This window comes from Bdellovibrio sp. HCB337 (genome assembly GCF_047302465.1).
GTDB lineage: Bacteria > Bdellovibrionota > Bdellovibrionia > Bdellovibrionales > Bdellovibrionaceae > JACMRP01.
The window spans coordinates 3685763-3700278 of record NZ_CP178621.1; the positions used below are offsets into that span (position 1 = coordinate 3685763).

The window sequence follows — 14516 nt, forward strand, 5'->3', positions numbered from 1 at the left end:
AGTTTTGTCCGGAGCCTGCCTGCCAACTGCGGCTTATAATCTCTTGGCTTAGCCTCATTTTTGCTGAGGCGAAACTCGAGGTGTTTATGAAAAGTGGGTTCTTAGGTATTATTGGCGTTTTCGTTTTACTAGCAAGCAACGCATGGGGAGAGTCCCTAGTTCTAAAGATCGGGGACGATTACAAACTTCCATTGCCAGCTAACAATCGTCTTTGGGTACAAAACCGCAAAATTTTGAACATTGCTTCTCGCGGGGCCTATGTGGTTTTAAGTGCCATCGGTGAAGGTAGCACTAATGTGCAAGTCGGAGAGAAAAACTTCCAAGTTCAAGTCATTCAGCCTCTTAAAAAGGTTTTACTTACAACCTTTGAAAAAGAATTGCGAAAAACATTGGGACTTCGTCTTAAAGTCAAAAACCATCAAGTCACGATTTCGGGAAAACTCTATCGCTGGGAGGATTGGTTGCTTTTGGCAAAAATCAGTGAGCAAAGCGGTGTCTCGTACGCCATGGCTGCAGAAATTCCTGCGGGACTACGAACAAAAGCCCAAGCCCTCTGGCAGGACGAGTTTGCAAAAGAAGGTTTAGCTCCGGTTCCTGTGCATTTTGCGCAGACTTTGCATGCCCGTCTGTCTGTAGACGCCGCAGCTTTTTCTAAATATGAAAATATCTTAGGCCCTTTCGGTGTTCTTCTTGAAAAAGACGCGCAGGCCCTGAATATAGAACCCGTTGTAAAAGTTGAAATCACCGTTGCAGAAGTTCGTCGCGACTTTGCTCTTCGTTATGGAATTCAATGGCCATCAAGCTATGCCGCCCGCATTCTTTCAACCGGAGAAAAACAGTTTGAGGATTTACTACTAAATGCTCAGGCCTTGGAACAGCAAGGTCATGGAAAGATTCTAGCAAGCCCCAATCTATTGTGCCGAAGCGGCAAAGAGGCCGAGTTCTTAGCCGGTGGCGAGTTTCCTATTAAAATCGCCAACTACAAAACGCAGGACGTTGTTTGGAAGAAGTACGGGATTGTTTTGAAGGTGCGTCCTAAGGCAGATTCTTCGGGGCGCATGAGCATTGCTCTTGAAACCGAAGTTTCAACGATTGATCCAAGTCGCACCGTGGAAGGCATCCCGGGACTACTCACCAACAGAATTTCAAGCCACTTTGATCTCAGCCAATCTCAGACCATTGCTCTTTCGGGCCTTATCAAAAATGAAGAGGGTAAGTCCGTCGAAGGTTTACCAGCACTCAGCCGTATTCCGGTTTTGGGAGCTTTGTTTTCAAGTCGTGATTTTAAGGAGAACCGCACTGAATTAGTCATCTTAGTTCGCCCCTCGATCATGAGAGAAAATGTTCCCGTGGGCTCACAAGCTAGACATTTAGGAGATATTTCTCGTGACTAATTTCGCAGATGCTTTCAGCAAAACCCAAGATAAACTTCGTGAGATGTCGGATCGAGGCTACGCTCACGAAGATTTTTGGCGTACACAAAATGCAGAAAAGTTTCGCCAGACTCTTGAAGGCATTCTATCTTCTGAATCTGTCGAGGTGCAAAATCGTATTCGGGCTGAGTACTTTTCTTTTGGCCCGTTAGATCTTCTTATGGACGAAAACGACGTTTCAGAGATTCTTGTCAACGGCCCGGACTCCATTTGGTATGAACGAAACGGCAAGTTGCATCCTTATCATGATCGATTTTTGTCGGAATCCAGTTACGTCAATTGCCTTCACCGGATTTGTGAGCAAGCTCATTGCCAAAGTACCGTAGAGGTTCCAGCGACAACTGGAAATTTCAAAGATTTCCGCCTGACCTTTGTTCGTCAAGAGCTGACACGCAATCATCACCACGTGTCTTTACGCCGCCATCCTAAAAACCCTTGGACGCTTGAAAAGTTGCAGAGCCAAGACTGGGCTGGCGAAAAGGATATTGAGTTTTTACGTAGCCTCGTTCATTCGCGAAAGAACTTTTTGATTGTAGGGAACACGGGTTCCGGGAAGACTTCTTTAATTAATGCCCTTCTGAACACCATCCCCTCCAATGAACGGGCTATCATTATCGAGGACATTCCAGAGATCGCCCTTCCCAACCCTTCTTGCATGAAGATGGTTACACGAGAAGACCCGCAAGGGATTTTAAAGCCCGTTACGCAAAGTGATTTGCTTCGTCATTCGCTGAGGTTACGGCCCGATCGCATTGTGATGGGAGAAATTCGCGGTGCTGAAGCAAAAGATCTGTTGATGGCGTTGGCGACCGGTCATGGTGGCAGCTTTGGCACTCTTCACGCCAGTGACCCCCGACAAGCTTTAATACGTTTAGAAATGTTAATTCAAATGGGCGCCCCTCAGTGGAATCTTCAGGCCGTGCGGCGACTGATTCATCTGAGTTTGGATTATATTTTAGTTGTCGAAAAAACTTCCGAGGGAAAAAGAAAATTCCAAGGAACATATAAAATATGCTCCTTGGAAGAAAATGGCTTTTTAGTTGAAAGACTGAACTAGTCGACGTCCTTGATCTCTTTAGGGATCAATTCACCTTTGACTGGAGTGACTTTTGAGAAAGCTTGGTTTTGTTCCATTCTTTTCAAAATCTCTTCAGACTGAGGACCTTCGCCTTCTTTAGCTACACTGCGTGGGTTAAAGAATTTTTCGGCTAGATCTTCGACCGCGCGGGCGCGAGCTCCCTCTTTTGTGTTCTTATAAGTGACTGGCGCTTGTTCTGTGGGGCGAGAAGCCGCCAACGAACTGAAGTTCAGTCGGTCTTGAACATCTAGAGGTTTTTGCATCGGCCTGCCAAATTCCGGAGCGCCGGGACGCACAGGCTGAGAACTCTCAGTGTCTGTCGCTACGACCCGTCTGCTGGGCGGAAGAATACGGCTGATTTTTTCCATCTCACACCTCCATGTGGAGATCCTGGTTTCATGAACCTTCCTAGTTCATAACTTCGTATCGGCTTGAAACGTTCAAACTTGAGACACAGCACCGAAAACTGGACTAACGCTTAGGATTTTTTGCTGACATTACAATGAACACGGACTTAGGATCAGGCCAAAGAGGAGGACCCATGTCTTTTTCAAATCCAGTTCCCGTCGCAGTCGCGCTTGTTCCTTATAAAAACAAACTCATTGGTATTCGAAGAGGAATCGAACCTCGCAAAGGGCAAGTGGCCTTCCCTGGTGGCTATATTAATAGTGGAGAAAGTTTTAATCAGGCACTCACTCGCGAGCTTTTCGAAGAGACCGGGATTCGTGTCCCCGACACTTCCTGGGAAGTTTTCCATATCGGAGATTCTCTGCAGTCCAATCGCATTCTTATCTTTGGCGTGTGCAAAGATATCCCTGAAGCGAACTTTGATTTTAAATCGGATGAAACTCAGGAAGTTCTTTTGATCGAGCCTACAACTGCGCTGGCATTTCCGCTGCATGAAGATGCTCGCAATAAATTTCACGCGATGATGGCACACGTCGGCAAAAATTAGCATTTCCCTTCAAGCTTGGTGTCACTCTGGATGGCAAGCGCTTTGCAAGTCCTCCCTCGTCTCAATAAAGGGAGGACACAAATGAAACTACTATCTGTATTTTTACTTACGATGCAAATCGGCATTTCTGCATTTGCACTAGAAACCACTATTGGTGGGCAAAGATATTCTTGCGAACCTATTGATAACCCAACACCGAAAGAAGAATGGTTTTGCTCTATAGACCTTAGCTATCATCGTGGCGGAGTTCATAATGGCACTGGCGCCACAAGATCTGCAGCCGCTGCTGAGGCTAAATCTTCTTGTACTGCTTCAGAAGAACCCGTACTACGCAACTTGTGTGTGATGCCACCGCAATGCGAATCTTACACTAGATAATCATTTGTCGATAATTGACTATGCAGGAGTTTCCGTCCTCTTGGATGGAGACTCCAAATTTATGCCGATACGGAATCGATGTGGCGTTTGAAGTTCTTGTACATAGAATCAAAGATGCGTCGATCATTCATAGCTTTTCCCATGGCGAAAGTGCCTTCTTGGAAAGTGACGATGAATTCCGCCAACTCTTGTGTGTCGACGTTCTTTAGCAAATAACCATCTTCTTGAGCGCGCTTCAGGTGGAGTTTTGTGTTTTTAATCCACTCTGTCAGCACGGCTTGTGTCGCCGCTTTGATTGTTTCATCAGAGGCCGAAAGCTCTTGAGTTAAATTATTTAGTGGACAGCCCAAAGCCACAAGCTCATCAGGCCAATTCTCAAAGGTATTTTTAAAACATTTCAGAATACCCTGTAGTGGATTCTTGTATGCTGCCAATGGTTTGATCCATCGATCTTGAATGCCCGTGCGAATGATTTCTTCGATAATCGCATGAGCCACATGATTCTTAGTTGGAAAATAGTGAAAAAAAGCACCGATTGTGACGCCTGCCTTAGACGCAAGTTCACGAACGCCCACGCCGTTATAACCACGACGATAAATCTCGAGGAAAGCCGCATTTAAAATGTGGGCTCGTGTCTTTTCGGGATTTCGGGTTCTAGTCTTAGGCATAAAAATAACATATCATCCGATATATAATAAATCCAGATATTTAGGCTAGTTTAGCTAAAACACCTTAAATTCCCTATTTACAACATATCATGTGATATGTAATATTAAGTTCAAAGAACAGGCATAAGGAGTCACCTATGAATCAAAATGAAATTTCTAAAAGATCTATTTGGATTGGCCGAGTCCTCAGCGGATTGGCTGTATTGTTTTTGCTGTTTGATGGCATCATGAAATTCTTTATGGATAAACTACCACCCGAAGCATTGGAAGCTGGCGCGGCCCTTCAATGGCCGATCGAACTCATGCCGACCGTTGGAACTATTTTGTTAATCTGCACTATTCTCTATATTATCCCTCGCACTTCCGTGATTGGCGCTATTTTGCTGACTGGATATTTGGGTGGCGCCGTTGCCAGCCATGTGCGCGTGAGCAATCCCCTATTTACACATACGCTCTTCCCTATTTACGTCGCAGTCTTTATTTGGCTTGGCCTTTACCTTAGAGACGCCAGAGTTAAAAACCTTGTTTGCAGCAACTGTCGCTAGGAGGACAGCATGAGCTTTTCAAAAATTAAAATCGAAGCAACAATCGCAGCAGATCCTCAAAAAGTTTGGAAGGCTTGGACAAAGCCTGAACACATCACAAAATGGAACTTTGCCATCGACGATTGGCAATGCCCAAGCGCTTCGAATGACTTAAAAGTGGGCGGCAAATATTCAGCCCGCATGGAAGCCAAAGACGGAAGTTTTGGTTTTGACTTTGAAGCTATCTACGACGAGGTCATCGAGCACAAGAAGCTGACCTACACGATGAGTGATGGTCGCAAAGCCACGACAACCTTCGAAGACAAGGGCGGAAAAACCCTCGTCACGACGGTGTTTGACGCTGAAAAAGAAAATTCCGAAGAGATGCAAAGAGGTGGCTGGCAAGCCATCCTTAACAACTTCAAGAATTACGCTGAAAAAATCTAACCGTTCTCGGGCCTAGAGCCCGATAGATACGTTTAGTTTGATCACTTCACAGGTGTCTCCGTCGGGCCTAACCACCACGGAGCCGCCAGAGCCCGAAATGTATCCCTCATCGATGAAAAAAGTCGACGCCGTATATTTCGTAAGGTGATTGCCAAACACATCCGTGCCCGCCGGCTGTCCTTCTGACAGCTCTGTTTGAAAGTCTCCGACAAAACCCATGAGCTTTGCTGCAGACTTAATTGTGGACTCTATTTTTACAAGGCAGTTTGCCTCAGATGCCATGGCGTTGCTTGTGAATGCTAGCGCCAAAATCAATGCTGTTTTCTTCATGAGAACCCCCTTCATATTTTTTACGAACTAACGCTAATAGGGGCAAAAGAAGATGACTAGACATTTCTGTGATGGAACCACCTAAAGCGCGGCAAAACTGCCGCACGTGTCCTTAGAAGGCTTCGTATTCTAAGTAAGTTTTGGTAAAGCTATTCTGAGGCGTGTGGAAGATATCCTCACTACGTCCCTCTTCAATAATTTTACCAATTCCCTCGTCAATACCAAAGACAACCAAATGTTCAGAGATGCGTTTGGCTTGTTTTAAGTTGTGCGTGACAATAATCACCGGGGTCTCGAGAGCAATTTTTTTAAGAAGCTCTTCAATTTGCAAAGTCGAAATGGGATCCAAGGAACTGCAAGGCTCATCTAAGATCAAGACTTTCGGATTCAACAAGAGTGTACGAGCAATGCAAAGCTTCTGCTGTTGCCCACCAGATAATCTAAGTGCACTTTTTTGAAGATCGTCTTTTACCTCATCCCACAAGGAAACCTTCTTCAAAACCTCTTCAATTTTCTTCGCATATTCCTGTTTCGGGACCGTCTTCACTTCCATTAAAGAAAGCTCTAGGTTTTTGTAAATTGAAACAGGGAATGGCGTTGGCTTTTGAAAAACTGTGCCGATCGCATGGCGGATCTTTCCCAAATTTCTTTTTTGAAAAAGGATGTTTTCTTTTTCAAAGAAAATCTCGCCAGCGTAGCTAGGGTCCGTGTAGAGATCCGTCAGTCTATTCAAACTTAGAACGAAGCTGGACTTACCACTGCCGGAAGGGCCGACAATCGCTGTTATACCTGTCTTCAGACTATAGTTGATCCCTTGCAGGATTTTCTTTTTTCCGAAAGACAAAGAGTAGTCTTTTACCTGAATCATCGAGTCCCCCGCTGCAGCGTCTTTTTCAGAACTACACTAAAGAGAAAGTTAATGGACAAAGAGAGTAATAAAAACACGAAAGAGGCCTTCATTGCAGCCTGATCCCCCGCAGGAACATTCAAAGCCAGGTCATAAATATGAATCGACAGTGTCCGGCCAGAATCAAAAATTGAGTGAGGATAGCGATCCACATAACCGCTGGTAAAAACCAAAGCCGCCGTTTCTCCAAGAGCGCGACTCATAGAAAAAATCGCACCTGCCGCAATCGCGTATAGATTCATGGGGATCAAAACGTTTTTTGAAGTCTGAAACAAAGACAAATCCAACGCCTTCGCAGAAAGTAGGTATTCACGCGGCAGAATTTTGAAATTGTCGTACAGAATTTTCGTGTAAAAAGGCAGTACCATGCACGACAAAGTCAGGGCCCCTGACAAAAGTGAATATCCCAGCCCCAAGGTTTGTCCAAACAAAGCACTTCCAAAAAGCCCAAACACGATGGAAGGAAGACCGCTGAGAAGGCTTAGTGAAATTTCAGAAAAGCCCAAAATAAAACGATTTTTAGAAACAACAAGGCTCAGAAAAACCGCGCAACAAAAAGAAAACGGTGTTGAAATCAACAGCGTCATGAGTACGACAATAATCGTACTTACAAGAACCGGTCCGATCCCACCACTTTTTCCTGAACGTGCCACTTCAGTAACGAAGTAATCCCAACTTAGGCCCTCATGTCCTCCAAGAATAATATTTGAAATCATCATTCCAAAAAGCACAATCACCGGAATTGAAACTAAAGCGACCAGAATTTTTTTACTCATGGGACTCTTTTCTGAGAGCCAAAACCAGCAAGCTAAAAAGTAAAAGCACACACGCAAGGATTAAGCCGCTCATAAAAAGACTAGAGCGATGCCCGCCAGTAGCATAAGCCATCTCAAGGGCGATATTACTGGTCAGGGTACGAATCGGAGAAAACAAAGACTCAGGATCTTGAGCCACATTCCCAGTGACCATCAAAACGGCCATGGTTTCCCCTAACGAGCGTCCGAACTGAAGAATAATCACACCGGCTAGCCCCTTGAGACTGGAATTCATAAACACTTTAAAAAAATAGGAATAAGAGGATAGATTTAAACTGGAAGCCGCTAAGGAGTAATGCTGACCGAAGGTTTGTAGAAGTCCTCGGATTCCAATTACTAAACCTGGGAAAATCATCATCGCCAGAATGATAGCTCCTACCAAAAGGGAAGTTCCCGGTGGATGAGTCTGGGCAAAGTAAGGGACGATCTTTACGAGCCCCCATAATCCAAAAATAACTGATGGAATTCCTGCCACTGTATCGATCATAAGATCAATAACGAAACCAGCTTTTTGGGGAATCATGAATTCATTTAGAAAGACAAAAGAAATCGCCGACGGCACTGCCAAAATAACGGAAAGCACTGAAACTGCAATACTTCCCTTGATCTGAGATAAAAGTCCTACCATGTCTTCATTCGGATACCAGGAGGGATCAAAAAGAAACTTCTGTAGCCCATAATGGGAAATGGCCGCATAGCTTTCCTTAAATAAAAAGAAAACAATGATAAAGGGAAGCATGAAGCCAATAAAGGCAAAAAGGTATCCGACGGGTTTAAACATAAATCCTAATGAATGGTGACAAAGAACTGCTCCAACACCAAATCATTCACTTTGTTGGAAGTTGCGAACTCGATAAATTCTTTAATCATTCCATTTGGATCTGACTTGGTCACAAGATTCAAGGGACGAGAAATTGGGAATGTTCCTTTTTTAACCGCCTCTGTTGTCGCTGCGATTCCATTCATAGGTAGAAGTTTGATGGGTGTTTTATCCTGAATCGCCGCTTCTGCAGAGCCAATAGAAACGTAACCAATAGAGTTTGGGTTGCCCGCAACCGTTTTGATTCCTTGAGCGTTATCTCCAATCACGACACTTGCTTTAATCTCTGAGTTTTTGACTTTAAAGTAGTGCATGAAAAGTTCCAAAGTAGAACGGCCCTCTGCTTTGTTCACAACTGTGATCGGAGCGTCTTTCCCGCCAACGTCTTTCCAGTTTTTGATTTCACCTTTATATATTTTGATAATTTGCTCAGAACTTAAGACCTGAACTTTGTTGTCTTTATGAAGAATGATACTCACGCCGTCTTTTGCTAATGTGAAGACTTTGAGTTCTGGCTCATCTGGATTCGTCGATCGAGAAACCATGCCAATATCCGCCGTTCCTTCTCTGGTATCTTTGACTCCTCTTGAAGAACCACCCGTTTGGACGTCGACCTTGACGCCAGGATGAGATTTTTCAAAACGTTTGCCCATTTCCATAATCAAAGGCGCGATGGTGCTTGATCCAGTAAGCGTGATTGATTTGTCAGCTGCATAGAGAGCTTGGGAAACGAACAAAGATAGAAGAAAAGCCAGTTTCATTCTTAACCCCGTTGTTAAAACTTTAATTCACAGCATTTCAGGTTGATGCTGAGCTTGTTGCCTTGGCTAGAAAGATTCGCGGTCTTTTGATAAATAATATGTTTTCCCGCGCGCACGCCCTCAATAAACTCATTTTCCTCAAGAACCTTGAGGTGGTAAGAGAGCAGATTTTGCGGAATATCTATTTTCTCGTTGATCTCAGAGACATTGAGTTTGTCTTTGGCTATGATCTCGAGAATTTTTAATCTTTGGGGATTTGAAAGAATTTTTAACTTTTCTGAACAGGGATCCATGCACCACTCATTTCAAAAGTTTGTACGGGGTCCCCAAAAGTATTACGTGGCCCCATGAACATATCAATGGAAATTGATATGTTCATGATATTCTCGTAAAACAAACTTTTGCCAATAGAGAATGAAGTCTTTAGGCTTTACTGTCCCGGTCTGATGACGCGAATCTTAAGGCTTGCCCCTCTGATATTGCGCGGGCCAAGAGATATCAACCCCCAGGGCACGAGCTGCGTTCAGAGGGAAATAAGGATCCCGCAAAAGTTCACGGCCAAGAAGAATGGCATCAGCATGGCCCTCTTGCAGAATTTTTTCGGCTTGATGACCGTCTGTGATCATACCAACGGCGCCGGTCGCAATTTGCACACTTTCACGAATTTCAGCGGCAAAGGCCACTTGATAACCTGGACCCGTCGGAATTTTCGCGTAGGGTGCAGCACCACCCGAAGAGCAATCAATGAAATCAATGCCAAGAGCTTTGAGTTTTCTGACGAACTCGATGCTTTCGCTTAAGTCCCAGCCACCATCCACCCAATCTGTCGCCGAGATTCTGACAAAGACCGGCCACTTTTGCGGCCACATTTTTCTAACGGCTTCTGCAACCATCAGAGGAAAACGCATTCTGTTTTCTAAGGTGCCACCGAACTCATCTTGGCGCTGATTCGAAAGTGGCGACAAAAACTCGTGCATCAAATAACCATGAGCCATATGCAGCTCAACGACTTCAAAGCCTGCTTCTAAACTTCGTTTTGCAGCAGCAACAAAGTCATCAACGGTCGATTCGATTTCAGCTTTGGTCATCTCGTGAGGCACAACATATTTATCAGAGAATGCGACTGGACTTGGTCCTTCTGGAATCCATCCACCATGCTTGATCTCTACGACCTTGCCCCCTTTCCAAGGGGCCGCTGTCGAAGCTTTTCTGCCAGCATGAGCCAACTGAATTGCAGAAACCGCACCGTGTTCTTTCAAGAAACTCGTGATGGGCTTATAAGCCTGCATTTGCTCATCATTCCAAATTCCAAGATCACCTGGTGAAATTCTGCCGATCGCTTTTACAGCAGTTGCTTCCACCATAACAAGGCCTGCACCACCCACGGCACGACTGCCAAGATGAACAAGATGCCAATTGTTAGGCACGCCTTCACGAGCTGAGTACTGGCACATCGGAGACATAAAAATGCGGTTTTTGATCTGCAAATCTCGCAAACGCAAAGACGCGAACAGTTTTGTAGTATGAGTGGTCAGAGGTGTGTGGACTGGATGTTCGAGTTCAGACATAAAAAAGCCTTTGTCAGATTGCTGTAGTGTTTCTACAAACTAACAAAGGCCTTTTCGAGAGTAAAGGGTCACTCAGCCAATTTGCTGGCTGGCAACACCGCTAGACTTCTTTATCGCGGCTACCGTGAACTTTGCGTTGCTCTTCCAAAGCTTTTTCCGCCAATGGAGTCAACTTCACACCAACTTCCGTCAATTGATCACGATTCACTTCGCTTGGGCAATCTGACATCAAACAGCTTGCCTTGGCAGTTTTAGGGAACGCAATTACTTCACGAATCGCGTCTGTTCCACACAGAAGCATTACGAGACGGTCCATACCCCAAGCAATACCGCCATGAGGAGGAGCTCCGTACTTCAAAGCATCCAACAAGAAGCCGAATTTCATTTCTTGTTCTTCTTTACCCATACCCAACAGACGGAACATCGCTTGTTGCAACTCCGTGCGATAGATACGGATACTGCCGCCACCCATCTCATAACCGTTGCAGACAAGATCGTAAGCTTTTGCAAGCATGCTACCGTAAGCAGATTCGTTGCCATCAATGAGGTCTTGCGCAAATTCATCTTTCGGAGAAGTGAACGGATGGTGACGAGACACCCAACGTTTTTCGTCGGGATTGTACTCGAATGCCGGGAAGTCTACGACCCACAAGAAATGATCTTTAGAGGTATCAATCAAACCAAGCTCTTTACCCAAGTGCAAACGCATGGTTGAAAGAGCCGCACATGCTGGATCAAAATCATCCGCAATGACCAAAGCGCAATCGCCTTGTTTCGCACCCACAGTTGCGAAAATTTCACCCAATTTTTCAGGACTAAAGAATTTAGAAACCGGAGAAGAGTATGTGCCATCTGCTTCAGCTTTGACCCACACAAGGCCTTTTGCCCCAGCACGTTTTGCCATATCCGTCAGTTTATCAAACTGACCGCGAGAGAATGCGCCACCTTTAGGAACTGCAATACCGCGCACGATTCCGTTACGAGCAAGAACATCGTCAAATACTTTGAAGCCCGAACCCGCAACGACATTTTTAAGATCTTTGATCTCCATACCAAAACGAGTGTCTGGTTTGTCGATACCGAAACGATCCATCGCCTCTTGGTAAGTCATACGAGGAATTTTTCCAACCTCAACGCCTTTGACCTCTTTCCAGATCGTGCGAAGAAGGTTTTCGTTCAATTGCATGATGTCTTCCTGATCGATGAAAGACATCTCCATGTCGATCTGAGAGAACTCAGGCTGACGATCTGCACGCAAGTCTTCGTCACGGAAGCAACGAGCGATTTGGAAATAACGGTCGTAACCAGAAACCATCAAAAGCTGTTTCAAAATTTGCGGCGACTGAGGAAGCGCATAGAAAGTTCCTTGATTCACACGTGAAGGAACCAAGTAGTCACGCGCACCTTCTGGAGTGGATTTGAAAAGAATCGGAGTTTCCACTTCCAAGAAACCATTGTCAGACAAAAATTTACGAACAAGTTGCGCCACTTTATGACGAGTGATCAAGTGATTCGTCAAACGCGGAGAACGCAAATCCAAATAGCGATACTTCAAACGCAAAGTTTCGTTCACATTTTTATCGTCGACTTGGAATGGAGGAACCGCTGCTTCATTCAAGATCTCGCAACGAACAGCTTCAACTTCAACTTCGCCAGTTTTGATTTTTGTATTTTTCATTCCATCAGGACGCGCACGCACGATCCCTTCAACAGCAAGAACGAACTCACCACGAAGGTTTTTAGATGCGGCCGTTTCCGCTTTGTTCGGATCCAAAACCACTTGCACAATACCTTCACGGTCGCGAAGATCGATAAAAACCAAACTTCCGTGGTCACGGCGGGAATCAACCCAGCCCATCAACACGACCTTTTGGCCAACAAGTTTCGAATTAAGGTTTCCGCAATATTCTGTTCTTTTGAGTTCTTTGACGAATTTCATAGTTTTACATCGTGACACGTTGTCTTATTGCAGTCAAAAACCAACTACTGTAAAGTGGACCCATGCCTAAATTTACTATTGAGCATAGCAGCTCACACAGTGCGAAAGACGCCTTCGAGAAAATCAAAACCTTCATGAGCGGAGACGAAGATGTTCGACGCTTTGATTCCAAGATGCAGTGCCAATTTAACGATGGCGCCATGAACGGATCAGTCAAGGGAAGCCAGTTTAAGGCCGACGTCTCTGTCCAAGAACAAGGCACAGGGAGTAAAATCCAGATCGTTGTCGATCTGCCGATGCTTTTGACCCCATTTAAGGGTAAAGTGCAGGAAACTTTACAGAAGAAGCTGTCTAAATATCTAGCTTAAGGTTCTATGAAAAAGAAGGCTTCGGGTAAAAAGCCGAAGGAAAAGGTTTCCGCAAAGGCTAAAAAGCCTGCCGGAAAAGCCGCCCCTGCTAAAAAACCCGCAAAAAAACTGACGAAGACACCCATCAAGACCGTCAAGAATGTGGTCGCGGAGATCGTTGATGACGATTCCGTCGCACCCGATATTGCCTCGGAAATTCATCCTGACATTGAACCCGAAAAAGCTTACGCGGTCCCCAGCGACGCAGATATCGAGGAAGAGCTCGGCATTGACGACACTCCCTCTAAAGGTCTAGTCACCAAAGACACCAGTAGAGCTATTACTACAGCCGATCCTTTGGCGATTTACCTGAGTGACATCCGCAAATATCCAGTTCTGAGCAAAGAAGAAGAGCAGGAGATTGCGAAAAAATATTTTGAGACCAAAGATCCTGAAGCCGCGCAAATCCTGGTAAAATCAAACTTGCGTTTCGTTGTCAAAATCGCCGCTGAATATTCTAAATTTGGTGCGAAGATGATCGACCTTGTCCAAGAGGGCAACGTCGGACTGATGCATGCCGTTCGCGATTTCAATCCATACAAAGGTGCGCGCCTAATTACTTACGCCGTTTGGTGGATTCGCGGATACATCCAAGAATATCTGATGCGCCAATACTCCATGGTCAGAATCGGCACGACTCAAAATCAGCGCAAACTTTTCTATAAGCTGCAAAAAGAGAAAGACGCCCTGGATGCTTTAGGACAAGAGCCTAACATCGCCTTGATCAGTTCACGTCTGGGAATTCCTGAAGACGAAGTTGAGCAAATGGCGCAAAGAATGTCTGGCCGTGATGTCAGCTTAGATCGTCCGTTGGATGATGACTCCGGCACGAGTCTTTTAGATTTGCAAAAATCTACGTCAGATATGAGCCTCGAAGATCGCTTGGCTCACGAAGAGCAGTTGGAAATTCTTAAAGAGAAACTGAAAGAAATGCGTTCGGAGCTTTCTGATCGTGAGAAGATTATTCTCGATGAGCGCCTTCTCAACGATGAGCCGCTGACTTTGCAAGAGATCGGTGAAAAGTACGGCATCACACGTGAAGCAGTTCGCCAGATGGAAGTCAGAGTTCTGAAAAAAATCAAAGCAAAGATGGAAGAAGAAGAGGAAAAATAATGGATCCTCGTCACCATCCCTTCTTTGAAAAACTCAAAGTCACAGAATTGGATGAGACGAGCTTTGATTCCAGTCTTGAAGCTGTCAAAGACCAAATTTCCGTCGTTTTCTTTTGGGGACACAACTGTCCCAATTGTGAAGTCGCAAAAAATATTCTTTCCCTAGAAGCCGCCGAAGTTCTTCCCTACAATCTGAAGTGGTTCCACGTAAATGCTTACGACTATATGGAACTTGCCAAACGTTTTGGCCTGCATGGCATTCCGGTGTTTTTATTTTTCAGAAACGGTCGCAGCCTTGGTAAAGTCACAACCTTCCCAGGGCTTGAGGATTTCAAAAGCGTCTTAGACAAACTCACGAAGCAGAACTAATCCAT

General features: G+C 45.0%; 19 protein-coding genes. 9 read left to right on the forward strand and 10 right to left on the reverse strand.

All coding sequences use genetic code 11. The features are described 5' to 3' along the window. Positions 1–86 precede the first annotated feature (86 nt). Both ACLWBB_RS17730 and ACLWBB_RS17735 read left to right on the forward strand, forming a co-directional pair. Positions 87–1394, forward strand: a complete 1308-nt coding sequence (locus ACLWBB_RS17730) for a pilus assembly protein (protein WP_413288896.1) — start codon at positions 87–89, stop codon at positions 1392–1394. Next, a complete protein-coding gene (locus ACLWBB_RS17735; protein ID WP_413288897.1) occupies positions 1387–2490 on the forward strand; it encodes a CpaF family protein in 1104 nt (367 codons plus the stop codon). Before ACLWBB_RS17730 ends, ACLWBB_RS17735 begins: the two co-directional genes overlap by 8 nt. Here the strand turns inward: ACLWBB_RS17735 and ACLWBB_RS17740 are convergent. Continuing rightward, entirely contained in the window at positions 2487–2879 is a 393-nt protein-coding gene (locus tag ACLWBB_RS17740) for a hypothetical protein (protein ID WP_413288898.1), read from the reverse strand. The genes ACLWBB_RS17735 and ACLWBB_RS17740 overlap by 4 nt on opposite strands. A gap of 173 nt (positions 2880–3052) precedes the next feature. On the opposite strand from ACLWBB_RS17740, the gene ACLWBB_RS17745 reads away from it, so the two are divergent. Both ACLWBB_RS17745 and ACLWBB_RS17750 read left to right on the forward strand, forming a co-directional pair. Further along, the gene (locus tag ACLWBB_RS17745) at positions 3053–3466 is read left to right on the forward strand and encodes an NUDIX domain-containing protein (RefSeq protein WP_413288899.1); all 414 of its coding nucleotides are present in this window, start codon (positions 3053–3055) and stop codon (positions 3464–3466) included. Between the two features lie 81 nt (positions 3467–3547). After that, complete coding sequence (locus ACLWBB_RS17750; protein WP_413288900.1) at positions 3548–3844, forward strand: hypothetical protein; 297 nt, start codon at positions 3548–3550, stop codon at positions 3842–3844. 59 nt (positions 3845–3903) lie between these two features. On the opposite strand, the gene ACLWBB_RS17755 is transcribed toward ACLWBB_RS17750, so the two are convergent. Continuing rightward, a complete protein-coding gene (locus ACLWBB_RS17755) occupies positions 3904–4512 on the reverse strand; it encodes a TetR/AcrR family transcriptional regulator (RefSeq protein WP_413288901.1) in 609 nt (202 codons plus the stop codon). Between the two features lie 137 nt (positions 4513–4649). Between ACLWBB_RS17755 and ACLWBB_RS17760 the strand changes: the two genes are divergently transcribed. Then, entirely contained in the window at positions 4650–5057 is a 408-nt protein-coding gene (locus ACLWBB_RS17760) for a DoxX family protein (protein ID WP_413288902.1), read from the forward strand. A 9-nt stretch (positions 5058–5066) separates the two neighbouring features. Beyond that, positions 5067–5483: an SRPBCC family protein gene (locus ACLWBB_RS17765; RefSeq protein ID WP_413288903.1), complete on the forward strand. Its 417-nt coding sequence runs from the start codon at positions 5067–5069 to the stop codon at positions 5481–5483. Positions 5484–5495: 12 nt separating this feature from the next. Here ACLWBB_RS17765 and ACLWBB_RS17770 read toward each other — a convergent pair whose 3' ends face one another. The 8 genes from ACLWBB_RS17770 to aspS form a co-directional block, all read right to left on the reverse strand. Further along, positions 5496–5813, reverse strand: a complete 318-nt coding sequence (locus ACLWBB_RS17770) for a hypothetical protein (RefSeq protein ID WP_413288904.1) — start codon at positions 5811–5813, stop codon at positions 5496–5498. Positions 5814–5925: 112 nt separating this feature from the next. Beyond that, positions 5926–6681 carry a phosphate ABC transporter ATP-binding protein gene (locus tag ACLWBB_RS17775; RefSeq protein WP_413288905.1) on the reverse strand — a complete coding sequence of 252 codons (756 nt, stop codon included), beginning with the start codon at positions 6679–6681 and terminating at the stop codon, positions 5926–5928. Then, a complete protein-coding gene (locus ACLWBB_RS17780; RefSeq protein ID WP_413288906.1) occupies positions 6678–7496 on the reverse strand; it encodes a PstA family ABC transporter permease in 819 nt (272 codons plus the stop codon). Before ACLWBB_RS17780 ends, ACLWBB_RS17775 begins: the two co-directional genes overlap by 4 nt. Next, positions 7489–8163, reverse strand: coding sequence for a PstC family ABC transporter permease (locus ACLWBB_RS17785; RefSeq protein ID WP_413288907.1), 675 nt, complete (start codon positions 8161–8163; stop codon positions 7489–7491). The genes ACLWBB_RS17780 and ACLWBB_RS17785 overlap by 8 nt, the downstream gene beginning before the upstream one ends. Positions 8164–8321: 158 nt before the next feature. After that, positions 8322–9116 carry a phosphate ABC transporter substrate-binding protein gene (locus tag ACLWBB_RS17790; RefSeq protein WP_413288908.1) on the reverse strand — a complete coding sequence of 265 codons (795 nt, stop codon included), beginning with the start codon at positions 9114–9116 and terminating at the stop codon, positions 8322–8324. A 14-nt stretch (positions 9117–9130) separates the two neighbouring features. After that, a complete protein-coding gene (locus ACLWBB_RS17795) occupies positions 9131–9409 on the reverse strand; it encodes an ArsR/SmtB family transcription factor (RefSeq protein ID WP_413288909.1) in 279 nt (92 codons plus the stop codon). A 165-nt stretch (positions 9410–9574) separates the two neighbouring features. Continuing rightward, on the reverse strand, positions 9575–10684 hold the full coding sequence (locus ACLWBB_RS17800; RefSeq protein WP_413288910.1) for an NADH:flavin oxidoreductase/NADH oxidase: 1110 nt from the start codon (positions 10682–10684) through the stop codon (positions 9575–9577). A gap of 100 nt (positions 10685–10784) precedes the next feature. Then, positions 10785–12623 (reverse strand): aspartate--tRNA ligase, encoded by a 1839-nt coding sequence (gene aspS, locus ACLWBB_RS17805; RefSeq protein WP_413288911.1) that lies wholly within the window; start codon positions 12621–12623, stop codon positions 10785–10787. 62 nt (positions 12624–12685) lie between these two features. Between aspS and ACLWBB_RS17810 the strand changes: the two genes are divergently transcribed. From ACLWBB_RS17810 to ACLWBB_RS17820, 3 genes are read left to right on the forward strand one after another with little or no spacing between them, the layout of a single operon-like run. Further along, a complete protein-coding gene (locus ACLWBB_RS17810; RefSeq protein WP_413288912.1) occupies positions 12686–12991 on the forward strand; it encodes a polyhydroxyalkanoic acid system family protein in 306 nt (101 codons plus the stop codon). Between the two features lie 6 nt (positions 12992–12997). Then, positions 12998–14143 carry an RNA polymerase sigma factor RpoD/SigA gene (locus ACLWBB_RS17815; RefSeq protein ID WP_413288913.1) on the forward strand — a complete coding sequence of 382 codons (1146 nt, stop codon included), beginning with the start codon at positions 12998–13000 and terminating at the stop codon, positions 14141–14143. Next, on the forward strand, positions 14143–14511 hold the full coding sequence (locus ACLWBB_RS17820; protein ID WP_413288914.1) for a thioredoxin family protein: 369 nt from the start codon (positions 14143–14145) through the stop codon (positions 14509–14511). Before ACLWBB_RS17815 ends, ACLWBB_RS17820 begins: the two co-directional genes overlap by 1 nt. The last annotated feature ends 5 nt before the right edge of the window (positions 14512–14516 follow it).

Bases quoted from the DNA above. Each gene is read 5' to 3' on its own strand.
- ACLWBB_RS17730 (WP_413288896.1), top strand. From the start codon at position 87: ATGAAAAGTGGGTTCTTAGGTATTATTGGCGTTTTCGTTTTACTAGCA.
- ACLWBB_RS17740 (WP_413288898.1), bottom strand. From the start codon at position 2,879: ATGGAAAAAATCAGCCGTATTCTTCCGCCCAGCAGACGGGTCGTAGCG.
- ACLWBB_RS17745 (WP_413288899.1), top strand. From the start codon at position 3,053: ATGTCTTTTTCAAATCCAGTTCCCGTCGCAGTCGCGCTTGTTCCTTAT.
- ACLWBB_RS17750 (WP_413288900.1), top strand. From the start codon at position 3,548: ATGAAACTACTATCTGTATTTTTACTTACGATGCAAATCGGCATTTCT.
- ACLWBB_RS17755 (WP_413288901.1), bottom strand. From the start codon at position 4,512: ATGCCTAAGACTAGAACCCGAAATCCCGAAAAGACACGAGCCCACATT.
- ACLWBB_RS17760 (WP_413288902.1), top strand. From the start codon at position 4,650: ATGAATCAAAATGAAATTTCTAAAAGATCTATTTGGATTGGCCGAGTC.
- ACLWBB_RS17765 (WP_413288903.1), top strand. From the start codon at position 5,067: ATGAGCTTTTCAAAAATTAAAATCGAAGCAACAATCGCAGCAGATCCT.
- ACLWBB_RS17770 (WP_413288904.1), bottom strand. From the start codon at position 5,813: ATGAAGAAAACAGCATTGATTTTGGCGCTAGCATTCACAAGCAACGCC.
- ACLWBB_RS17775 (WP_413288905.1), bottom strand. From the start codon at position 6,681: ATGATTCAGGTAAAAGACTACTCTTTGTCTTTCGGAAAAAAGAAAATC.
- ACLWBB_RS17780 (WP_413288906.1), bottom strand. From the start codon at position 7,496: ATGAGTAAAAAAATTCTGGTCGCTTTAGTTTCAATTCCGGTGATTGTG.
- ACLWBB_RS17785 (WP_413288907.1), bottom strand. From the start codon at position 8,163: ATGGTAGGACTTTTATCTCAGATCAAGGGAAGTATTGCAGTTTCAGTG.
- ACLWBB_RS17790 (WP_413288908.1), bottom strand. From the start codon at position 9,116: ATGAAACTGGCTTTTCTTCTATCTTTGTTCGTTTCCCAAGCTCTCTAT.
- ACLWBB_RS17795 (WP_413288909.1), bottom strand. From the start codon at position 9,409: ATGGATCCCTGTTCAGAAAAGTTAAAAATTCTTTCAAATCCCCAAAGA.
- ACLWBB_RS17800 (WP_413288910.1), bottom strand. From the start codon at position 10,684: ATGTCTGAACTCGAACATCCAGTCCACACACCTCTGACCACTCATACT.
- aspS (WP_413288911.1), bottom strand. From the start codon at position 12,623: ATGAAATTCGTCAAAGAACTCAAAAGAACAGAATATTGCGGAAACCTT.
- ACLWBB_RS17810 (WP_413288912.1), top strand. From the start codon at position 12,686: ATGCCTAAATTTACTATTGAGCATAGCAGCTCACACAGTGCGAAAGAC.
- ACLWBB_RS17815 (WP_413288913.1), top strand. From the start codon at position 12,998: ATGAAAAAGAAGGCTTCGGGTAAAAAGCCGAAGGAAAAGGTTTCCGCA.
- ACLWBB_RS17820 (WP_413288914.1), top strand. From the start codon at position 14,143: ATGGATCCTCGTCACCATCCCTTCTTTGAAAAACTCAAAGTCACAGAA.